Consider the following 11,073-nt stretch of genomic DNA (forward strand, 5'->3'; position numbering starts at 1 on the left):
ATGCAAGTTGCTGCATTAAGACACAGACCAGAAAGTGAAGACTGCTACTTGGTCAGCCAAGAAGACATGAAGCTGCGCCTGCACACCGGCAAGGACGTGCAAGCCGTTTACGTATACTACGGCGACATTTATGAACCGCTGACCGAACTGAAAAAAGCCGAGATGGCTTTAGCCGGCCATGGCCAGGTGAATGACTATTGGGAAGCGACCGTAACCATGCCCAACCACCGCTGCCGCTACCTCTTTGAAGTGGTCGGCCAAGATGGGGAAAAAGTAATTTATGGCGACCGGGGCATCCGGAAGGATGAGCAGGAAAGCTACGATGATCCAAGCAACTACATCAAGCTGCCATACTTCCACTTGATCGACATGACCAAGACGCCTGACTGGGTGAAGAGCACTGTTTGGTACCAGATCTTCCCAGAACGCTTTGCCAACGGCGACAAGACTAACGACCCAGCCGGCGTTAAGCCTTGGAAGCCAGACGATAAGCCGGGGAGAGATGACTACTATGGCGGGGACTTACAAGGGGTTCTGGACCATCTGGACTACCTGCAAAAATTAGGCGTCAATGGCCTTTACTTCTGCCCAATTTTCAAGGCAGCGTCTAACCACAAGTACAACACGACCGACTACTTAGAAGTTGACCCAGAATTTGGGGACAAGGCTTTGTTTGCCAAGTTGGTTAACGAAGCCCACAAGCGGGGGATGAAGGTGATGCTGGACGCGGTCTTCAACCACATCGGCGATACCTCCTTGCAATGGCAAGACGTTGTGGCTAATGGCGAAAAGTCCCGCTTCAAGGACTGGTTCCACATCAACCACTTCCCGGTTGAGCCTTATGACCCAAAGGATCCAAGCTACGAAACTTTTGCCTTTGAAAAGCACATGCCAAAGCTGAACACGGCTAACCCAGAAGTAGTCGACTACCTGTTAACCATCGCTACTTACTGGATCAAGGAATTCGACATTGATGCTTGGCGCTTAGACGTAGCTGACGAAGTCGACCACCGCTTCTGGAGAAAGTTTAGAGATGCGGTAACTGCTATCAAGCCCGACTTTTACATTTTGGGTGAATCCTGGCACGCCAGCCAGCCTTGGCTAAACGGCGATGAGTTCTCCGGCACGATGAACTACCCATTCACCGGTCAAATCGGCGACCACTTCTTAAAGGGCGTGCAAGATGCCAAGACCATGACCGAACTTTTAACCGACCAGCTCTTCTTGTACCGGGAACAAACGAATTCCGCCATGTTAAACGTCCTGGATTCCCATGATACGCCGCGGATCAAGACGGTGGCCAAGGGCGATGAAGACAAGGCCCTGCAGGCTTTGGCCTTCACCTTTGTCCAAACCGGCTCTCCTTGCATCTACTACGGTACAGAAATGGGGATGAGCGGCGGGGAAGACCCAGATTGCCGCAAGCCAATGGACTGGAGTCAAGATGGCAGTCCGGTTTGGCAGGCGGTTCACGAAATTATTCAGTTTAGACGGGACCACTGGGAAACGCTCAGCCAGGCAGCAACTTGGCTAGAAGTAACAAAAGCTGGTTTGATCCACGTGGTTAGAAACGGCCATGAAAAGATCGAGGCCTGGTTTAACACAACTGGCGAAACGGTTTCATTAGAAACGAAAACAGCCTTAAGCCGCGGCTACCAAGGCGGAGAGCTGGCAAGCAAGGGCTACGTCTTTGAACTGGAATAAATCATGTTATCGGTAACATTTAAAACGATCTTGTTAGCGATTGCAGTATCAGAGATAATAAAACCAGATTGAACGAGCGAGGGAAAAAGAATCATGAAGAGAATTTTTGAAATCGATCCTTGGAAGTTGACCAGTCATACTTTTTCAAAAGAAGACAAGCGACTTCAAGAAAGCATGACTTCCTTAGGTAACGAATACATGGGCCTGAGAGGCAACTTCGAAGAAGGCTACAGCGGCGACAGCCTTAAAGGTACTTACTACGCTGGCGTTTGGTTCCCAGACAAGACCAAGGTCGGCTGGTGGAAGAACGGTTACCCAGACTACTTTGGCAAGACAATCAACGCCCCAAGCTTCATTGACCTGCCAATCTTGATCAACGGTCACCGGCTTGACTTAGCTACTGACCAGGTTAGCGACTTTGAGCTCAGCTTGGATATGCACCAAGGCCTGCTTACCAGAAGCTTCATTTACGAAGGGCCAGATTGCCGTGTGAAGTTTGAATTTGAACGCTTCTTGAGCGTTGTTATTAAAGAAGCAGCCTTGATCAAGGTTAAGGCAACCGTGTTAAGCGGCGAAGCTGATCTGCAAGTAACCAGCCGCTTGAACGGGAACGTCTTTAATGAAGACAGCAACTACGAAGAAGGCTTCTGGGATGCTTTGGGCGAAGATGAATCAAGCCGCAGCATCCAGCTCAAGACCAAGCCAAACAACTTCGGCACTCCACAATTTACGGTTCTTTTAAAGGAATCCGTTCGTGAAGATGGTCAAGTAATTTCTGGCAAGGTTGCTACTAAGAGCGGCCTGGTTGACGAAACTTTCGAAAAGCACTTGGCAACTGGCGAAAGCTGGGAACTGGAAAAGGACGTTATCGTAGTTAACAGCCGTGACGTCGCTGACAGCGACCAAGCTGAAAAGGCTGACGAATTGATGGCTAAGTTGCAAGAAAAGTCCTACGCTGACAACCTGGCCGATCACGAAGCCGTTTGGGCCAAGCGCTGGGAAAAATGTGACGTTACCATCGAAGGCGACGCCGCCGCCCAACAAGGGATCCGCTTCAACATCTTGCAACTGTTCATGACCTACTACGGTCAAGACCCTCGCCTGAACATTGGGCCAAAGGGCTTCACCGGTGAAAAGTACGGCGGTGCTACTTACTGGGACACCGAAGCCTTCATCGTGCCAATGTACTTGGCGGTAGCGCCAAAGGAAGTTACCAGATCACTGTTGGAATACCGGCACGAACAACTCCCAGGTGCTTACCATAACGCCCGGATGCAAGGGCTAAAAGGGGCTTTGTTCCCGATGGTGACCTTCAACGGGATTGAATGCCACAACGAATGGGAAATCACTTTTGAAGAAATCCACCGTAACGCGGATATCCCATTCGCCATCTACCAATACACCCGCTACACCGGCGATGACTCTTATGTCAAAGACGAAGGCATGGACGTTTTGGTAGGGACGGCGCGCTTCTGGGCTGACCGGGTGCACTTCTCCAAGCGCAAGGGTCAATACATGATCCACGGCGTCACTGGACCAAACGAATACGAAAACAACGTCAACAACAACTGGTTCACCAACACCATGGCTAGATGGCTGCTCAGTTACACCTTGGAACGCTGGCCACTGGCAACGGAAGCTGCCAAGAAGCGCTTGAACGTGACTGACGAAGAATTGGCTAAGTGGCAAGACATCGTAGACAAGATGTACCTGCCAGAAGACAAGGACTTGGGCATCTTCGTTCAACACGACACCTTCTTGGACAAGGACCTCCGGAGCAAGGACACCATCCCAGCTGACCAATTGCCACTGAACCAGCACTGGTCATGGGACAAGATCTTGCGGTCACCATTCATCAAGCAAGCTGACGTTTTGCAAGGAATCTACTTCTTGAACGACCGCTACACCAAGGAACAAAAGGAAAAGAACTTCGACTTCTACGAACCAATGACGGTTCACGAAAGTTCATTGAGTCCATCCATCCACTCCATCTTGGCAGCAGAACTGGGCAAGCAAGACAAGGCTGTTGAGCTTTACGAACGGACGGCGCGGCTGGACCTGGACAACTACAACAACGACACTGTTGATGGTCTGCACATCACTTCCATGAGCGGCAGCTGGCTGTCAATCGTCCAAGGCTTTGCCGGCATGCGGTATAACGAAGAAGGCGTAAGCTTTGCGCCATTCCTGCCAAAGAAGTGGACAGGCTACAGCTTCAAGATCAACTACCGCGGCCGCATCTTGGCCGTTGCCGTTGACAAGGACGGCGCTAAGTTGACTTTGGTTTCAGGCGACGACTTGACAGTTAAGGTTTGGGACCAAGAAGTAACTTTGAAAGAAGGTCAAACTCAATGCTTAAAGGATTAATTTTTGACCTGGACGGCGTCATCACTGACTCAGCTGTCTACCACCTGAAGGCTTGGCAAGACCTGGCTAAGGAAATCGGCATTGATCTGCCAGAATCCTTTGGTGACAAGCTTCGTGGCTTGTCCCGGATGGACTCCTTAGAGATCATCTTGGAATATGGCCACAAAGAAAATGACTACACCCAAGAAGAAAAGGAAGCCTTAGCTGCTAAGAAAAACGATGCTTACATCAAGGCTGTCAAGAAGATGACCAAGGCAGACATCTTGCCGAAGATGGCGGACCTCTTGCATGAAGCCAAGGCCCAAGGCTTGAAGCTGGCTCTAGCTTCTGCTTCTAAGAATGCTCCATTGATCCTGCACCAATTGGAGCTGGAAGATCTCTTTGACGCCCGGGTTGACCCAGCTACTTTAAAGCATGGTAAGCCGGACCCAGAGATCTACATCAAGGCCCAAGAACTGCTGGGCCTGGAGAAGAATGAAGTGATCTCCTTTGAAGACGCACCAGCCGGCGTCAAGTCCATCAAGGCTGCTGGCCAGTTCGCCGTTGGCATCGGTGACCCAGTCGTCTTAAAAGGAGCCGACTATATCGTGGGCTCAACCAGTGCCTTAGATTTAGCCGAAATTGAAAGAGTTTTTAAAAAAGCAGGGAATTAGGTAAGGGAAAATGGTAAAAATCAACTTAAATCACATCTACAAAAAGTATCCAAATGCTGATGACTACTCAGTCTCTGATTTCGACCTGCACATTGATGACCACGAATTCATCGTCTTTGTCGGTCCATCCGGCTGTGGTAAGTCCACGACTTTGCGGATGATTGCGGGTCTAGAAGATATTTCCAAGGGTACTTTGGAAATCGGCGGCAAGGTCATGAACGACGTGGCTCCGCGTGACCGCCACATCGCCATGGTCTTCCAGAACTACGCCTTGTATCCACACATGAGCGTCTACGACAACATGGCCTTCAGCTTGAAGCTTCGCCACTATGACAAGGCGGAAATCGACAAGCGCGTCAAGAATGCGGCTGAAGTCTTGGGCCTGGCTCACCTCTTGGAGCGGCGGCCAGCCGACCTGTCCGGTGGGCAGCGTCAGCGTGTTGCCTTGGGGCGGGCCATCGTCCGGGATGCTCCAATCTTCTTGATGGACGAACCTTTGTCAAACCTTGACGCCAAGCTGCGTGTTTCCATGCGGGCCGAGATCGCCAAGCTTCACCAAAACCTGAAGACGACCACGATCTACGTTACCCACGACCAAACCGAAGCCATGACCTTGGCTGACCGGATTGTTGTTATGAACGCTGGCCGCATCCAGCAAATTGGCTCTCCTAAGGAAGTCTACAACAAGCCAGCCAACCAATTCGTTGCCGGCTTCATCGGTTCACCGCAAATGAACTTCTTCAATGTTAACTACAAGGATGGCTACATTGATGACGGCAAGGGCATCAAGCTGAAGGTCCCTGAAGGCCGGGCTAAGATCCTGGAATCCAAGGGCTACAACGGCAAGGATGTGGTCATGGGTCTGCGTCCAGAAGACATCCACATGGAACAAGCCTTCCTGGAAACCTGGCCAGAAGCCACGGTTAACGCGGAAGTTGTCGTTTCAGAACTTTTGGGTGCAACCAGTCAGCTGTACATGAAGGCTGATGGGACGGAATTTGTCGGCGTTGTGAACGCGCGTGACTTCCACAAGCCAGGCGACAAGGTTCAAGCTGGCTTCAACTTGAACAACGCTCACTTCTTCGACAAGGACACCCAAGTGACGCTTACCAATTAAATTAACTAAGCTAATCAACTTGCAGTGCGTTGCTGCGAGATGATTAAAAATATTAAAACAAATGTTTGTTTTAGGAGGAAAAAATGAGTTTCTTTAAGAAGGCTGCCTTGGGCAGTGCAGCAGTATTGGCTGCTTTAAGTTTGTCAGCTTGCTCAAACAGCAGCAACAGTAGTTCATCATCATCAAGCGATAAGAAGGCTTCCTTGACCTTGTGGGTTGACACCGAACAGGTATCATACTACAAGAGCATCGTTAAGGACTTCCACAAGAAGCACCCTAACATTACCGTTAAGGTTACCCAAAGTCCTAACGGTTCTGCTAACGCCAAGACTGACGTTGGTAAGGACGCTTCTAAGGCTGCCGATGTTTTCGAAGTTCCAAACGACCAATTGGGTCAAATGGCAAACGCTGGTTACATTAACCCACTTTCACCATCAGACACTTCCAACATCAAGAAGAACTACGTATCTCAGGCTGTTAAGGGCGTTACCTGGAAGGGCAAGATTTACGCCTACCCATACGCTCAACAAGCAGACACCATCTACTACAACAAGTCAAAGCTTTCAGCCAGCGATGTTAAGGACTGGGACACTTTGACTAAGAAGGGTGTCTTGGCAACTGACTTTACTAATGCCTACACGATTTGGCCAGTCTTCTTCTCAGCCGGCACTACTCTCTACGGCGAAAACGGTGAAGACCTGAAGGGCTCAACTTTCAACAGCCAAAAGGGTGTTAACGCCTTGACTTGGATCGCAAAGCAAAAGAGCAACAAGAACGTAATGCAAACCTCTAACGCTTTGAACCAATTGAAGAAAGGCAACGCTGCTGCCATCATGGATGGTCCTTGGAATGCAGCCAACATCAAGAAGATCTTGGGCAAGAACTTCGCTGTTGCTAAGTACCCAACTGTCACTGTTGGCGGCAAGAAGGTTCAACTTGAAGCCTTCTTGGGTATCGAAGGCTTTGCCGTAAACTCCCACACTTCAAATGCTAAGGCTTCATCAGAACTTGCAGCTTACATTACTAACAAGAAGTCACAATTGATCGCTCACGACAAGGCTGGTCAAATCCCAGTTTTGAAGAGTGCTGTAGCCTCAAGCGATGTTAAGAGCGACCCAGTTGCCGTATCAGTTATCGAAATGGCTAAGTCAGGCAACTCCGTATTGCAACCAAAGCTGCCACAAATGGCAACCTTCTGGGACGGTGCTGCTCCACTTGTAAGTGGCGCATACGATGGCAAGATCAAGCCAAGTCAATACAAGGCTCAACTTGCTAAGTTTGCAAAGAAGATTTCTCAAAAGTAATTTAAGCGCAACAACTTTAATTAAGCTTGAGAAGGAGAGTAATGAAAAATGTTTAAGAGAAAAGGACACATTCCTCCAGCAGCCACCTATAAAGAAGTGTGGTCAAAGGGGGATGCAGCTGACAAGCTATCCTTCTTCTTCATGGGTGCCAGTGCTTTAAAAAATAAGCAATGGGCCAAGGGGATCAGCTTGCTGGCTACAGAAATCATCTTTATCTGCTGGTTTATCTTCAGCGGTGCTAGCGCGCTCAGCATGCTGAGCAACCTAGGGACGATTAAGACTAAGAAAGTCGTCTTCGACAAGGCGCAAGGCGTCTACATTACCAAGCAGCCAGACAACTCAGTATTGATCCTGCTCTTTGGGATCATGGCCATTTTCCTAGTTATTGGCTTTATCTGGTTGTACATTGCCAACTTACGGTCAACTCGGGCCAACTATATCAAGAAGCGCGATGGCAAGCACATTGCTACCAACAAGGAAGAACTCGCCAGTCTCTTTGACTCCCGGCTTCACGCCACTTTGATGTTCATTCCTTTGTTGGGGATCATCCTCTTCACTGTTTTGCCAACGGTCTTCATGATTTCCATGGCCTTTACCAACTATGACCGGCAACACCCAATCGGCTTCTCCTGGACTGGTTTCCAAGCCTTCGGGAGCGTGCTGACCGGGGACCTGGCCGGGACTTTCTTCCCAGTCCTTGGCTGGACCCTGGTTTGGGCGGTAGCTGCGACGGTAACGACTTTCTTGGGCGGTGTTTTGTTAGCCCTCTTGATTGAATCAAAGGGCATCAAGCACCGGAAGGTATGGCGGACGATCTTCATCATCGCTTACGCTGTTCCACAATTCGTTTCCCTGCTGTTGATGGCTCAGTTCTTGGATGCTCAAGGTCCTTTGAACACCTTGCTCCAAAACTGGGGCTGGATTTCAAGTCCAATTCACTTTATCGATAACGAAGCTGCCCCTTGGGTAGCCCGGTTAACGGTTATCATCGTTAACATGTGGATTGGTATTCCTGTTTCAATGCTGGTATCAATGGCGATCATTCAGAACTTGCCACAAGACCAAATCGAAGCTGCGCGGATGGACGGGGCTAACGCCTTCCAAATCTTCCACAATATTACCTTCCCACAAATTCTCTTTGTAATGGGACCATCACTGATTCAACAATTCATCGGTAATATCAACAACTTCAACGTCATTTACCTGCTGACGGGTGGTAAGCCAATGAACAATAACTACAACGGTGCCGGGTCAACCGACTTGCTGGTCAACTGGCTCTATAACTTGACCTTTGGTCAACAACAGCGTTACAACGCTTCCGCCGTTCTAGGTATCTTGATCTTCATCTTGAGTGCGACGATTTCCTTAATTGCCTACCGTCACACGACATCATTTAAGGAGGGATAAAATTGAAATCTTACTCAAGACAGAGAAAAGTATCCCTTTTCTTCAGATATTTCCTGCTGACGGTATTGGCTATCGTTTGGCTAATCCCGATCGTTTGGATCGTTTTTGCCAGCTTCTCCTACAATGACACTGGCTTTATCTCTACTTTCTTACCTGAAAAATGGACCCTGCAGAACTATATCGGAATCTTTACCAACTCCCAATTCCCTTACCTGCACTGGATCATTAACACCTTAATCGTGGCCATCATCTCCGCCACTCTCTCTACTTTCATCCAAATTTCGGTAGCCTACGTGCTCTCACGTTTACGCTTCAAGATGCGGAAGCCATTCCTGCAAATCGCTTTGGTTTTGGGGATGTTCCCAGGCTTCATGTCCATGATCGCTCTTTACTACATCTTGAAGGGGCTGAACATGCTGAACCTCGGCGGTTTAATCCTGGTTTACGTCGGTGGTGCCGGCCTTGGCTTCTATGTTGCCAAAGGTTTCTTCGACACGATTCCGCGGTCCTTGGACGAAGCTGCTGAACTTGACGGTGCTACCAAGTGGCAAGTCTTCACTAAGATCGGCTTGCCGCTGTCAAAGCCAATGATCGTTTACACTGCTTTGACCACCTTCATGGCACCATGGGTAGACTTTATCTTCTCCGGGATTATCCTTTCAACCTCAGGTAATCCAAAGACCTACACCATTGCTTACGGTCTGTACAACATGCTTTCTTCTTCAAAGGGTAGTGCGACAACCTTCTTCGCCCAATTCGTGGCTGGTTGTGTCATCATCGCTATCCCAATCACAATCCTCTTCATCATTATGCAGAAGTTCTACGTTAGTGGGATTACCGCAGGTGCTGACAAGGGTTAAACAGAGTATCAAGATTCTACCTTCTCAAAGCAAAAACGCTTGGATTTTATCCAAGCGTTTTTCTTTTGCTAAAAATAGAAAAAATATTCGTAAGTTTACTTGCCTAATGGTCGGTAAAAGTCGATGCTGGAAGCCGCGGCGAAATCACCGGTCTTGTCCAAGATGGTCAAGCGGACCGCCCAGGCACTGACGCCTCGGAGGCCAATGACCTTGTTCTTGGCATCGCTGTTGAAGCTGAAGTCTTCGCCGTAAGGCACGAAGCTGTCGCCATCAGTGGAAATTTCCACCTTGATTTTTAGCGGCCGGCCCTCAGCCTGCAGGGCATCAGGGACGTAGATGACTTTATTGAGTTCAGTCTTTTCCTTGAAGGTGAAAGTCAGCTGAATCGGCTCGTCAGTCTTGGCACTTTGCCAGCTGGTGGCCAGGCGCTGGTCCAGCAGGTACTTGGCTGGGTGACCCGGTTCACTGTCGACATTGCTGGTCACTTTCAAGTTCTGGATGATAAAGTCCTTAGGATCCTTCTTGGTCTTGACCTTGATCCAGTCGGACCATTCAGAAACCTTGTAGCCTGATTCATAGCGCAGGCGGAGCTGGTAGACCTGGTCAGCAGCTAAATCGGTAAAGGTAAAGATGTTGCCGCTGATGCCGGTGTAGAGCAGACCGTTTAATTCCAGCTGCACCTTTGGCGTCTTTTGGGCCCACTTAACAGTCAAGGAGTGAGCACTGATCTTGCTCCGGTCAACTTCGACCTTGCTTGGCAATTTCAAGGCAGCATCGGTAATCTGGTGCACCAGCTGCTCGCTGGCAAAGCGGAAGTTATTGACGACTAGTTCCAATTTGACCTGCTTGATGTCCCGCTCTTGCAGCTTGATCACCAAGGCTGGCCGGCTTTGGTCGTTTAAGTCGCTAAAACCTTTTGGCCAAGTAAAGTGGGGATCATAGTAAAAGCCTTCTTTAGCATGGTCCAGGGTTTCCGGACTGCCATACTCTTCCAGCTGGATGACCTCGTCTTTGCCAACCCGAAGGACTAAGTCTTCTGGGTGTTGGTCGCAGTAAATATAAAGGAAGGTTTCCTGCTTGATGGTCAAATTTGGATAGTAGCCTTCAGTTGGCTCAATGATCACCCGCAGGCGGCTGTCATCAACCCGGCTTCTGATGACGGTCTTGGCAAAGTTGTGCTCGTAGTCGACTTGGTCATTGTCATCATAGCTGGTGTAGGAGCTGTCGCCATATGGATAAAGGACAAAGTGTCTTTGGCCCAGGTCCAAAATGGAGCCGCCCCGAACGAAGACTGGCAGGTGCCAGAGTGGGTACTTCAGGCGGTTGTAGACCCGGCCACCCATGAAGCGGTCACCGGTAAAGAGGTCGATCCATACGGTTTGCTTGTCTGGCAGGTAGATCCGGTCGCGGACACTGTTGCCCTGGCTGTCGGACTTGCCGTTGGTGATTGGTGCAACCAAGATTTGATCGCCCAGCATAAACTCGTCAGCGAAGTCCCGGCCATAGCCGATCTGCTCATGCGGAAATTCCATCATGAGTGGCCGCACTAGTGGCAGACCATCTTGGGCCTGGCGGCTAAGAGCGTATATATAAGGAAGAAATTCGTTTCTTAACTGCAGGTAGGCCTTCATTACCCGGGAAATCTTGCTGTTGAAGGCAAA

The 11,073-nt window shown here is 49.5% G+C and carries 8 protein-coding genes; 7 read left to right on the top strand and 1 reads right to left on the bottom strand.

The features are described 5' to 3' along the window. From ACI4WN_RS05225 to ACI4WN_RS05255, 7 genes are all read left to right on the top strand, one after another. Positions 1-1,704, top strand: a 1,704-nt coding sequence (locus ACI4WN_RS05225; protein WP_439777272.1) for a glycoside hydrolase family 13 protein, incomplete at its 5' end; no start/stop codon positions are given. Between the two features lie 93 nt (positions 1,705-1,797). Continuing rightward, a complete protein-coding gene (locus tag ACI4WN_RS05230) occupies positions 1,798-4,071 on the top strand; it encodes a glycoside hydrolase family 65 protein (RefSeq protein WP_439777273.1) in 2,274 nt (757 codons plus the stop codon). Further along, positions 4,056-4,724: a beta-phosphoglucomutase gene (gene pgmB, locus ACI4WN_RS05235; RefSeq protein ID WP_439777274.1), complete on the top strand. Its 669-nt coding sequence runs from the start codon at positions 4,056-4,058 to the stop codon at positions 4,722-4,724. The genes ACI4WN_RS05230 and pgmB overlap by 16 nt, the downstream gene beginning before the upstream one ends. Before the next feature lie 10 nt (positions 4,725-4,734). Next, positions 4,735-5,841 (top strand): ABC transporter ATP-binding protein, encoded by a 1,107-nt coding sequence (locus ACI4WN_RS05240; protein ID WP_008462938.1) that lies wholly within the window; start codon positions 4,735-4,737, stop codon positions 5,839-5,841. An 83-nt stretch (positions 5,842-5,924) separates the two neighbouring features. Then, positions 5,925-7,145 (top strand): extracellular solute-binding protein, encoded by a 1,221-nt coding sequence (locus ACI4WN_RS05245; protein ID WP_439777275.1) that lies wholly within the window; start codon positions 5,925-5,927, stop codon positions 7,143-7,145. A gap of 48 nt (positions 7,146-7,193) precedes the next feature. Continuing rightward, a complete protein-coding gene (locus ACI4WN_RS05250; RefSeq protein WP_439777276.1) occupies positions 7,194-8,552 on the top strand; it encodes a carbohydrate ABC transporter permease in 1,359 nt (452 codons plus the stop codon). Positions 8,553-8,554: 2 nt separating this feature from the next. Continuing rightward, on the top strand, positions 8,555-9,412 hold the full coding sequence (locus tag ACI4WN_RS05255) for a sugar ABC transporter permease (protein WP_009558649.1): 858 nt from the start codon (positions 8,555-8,557) through the stop codon (positions 9,410-9,412). A gap of 95 nt (positions 9,413-9,507) precedes the next feature. Here the strand turns inward: ACI4WN_RS05255 and ACI4WN_RS05260 are convergent. Continuing rightward, the coding region (locus tag ACI4WN_RS05260) for a discoidin domain-containing protein (protein WP_439777277.1) at positions 9,508-11,073 on the bottom strand (1,566 nt) is incomplete at its 5' end.

Origin of the sequence: Lactobacillus sp. (assembly GCF_051893255.1) — a bacterium.
Lineage (GTDB): Bacteria > Bacillota > Bacilli > Lactobacillales > Lactobacillaceae > Lactobacillus.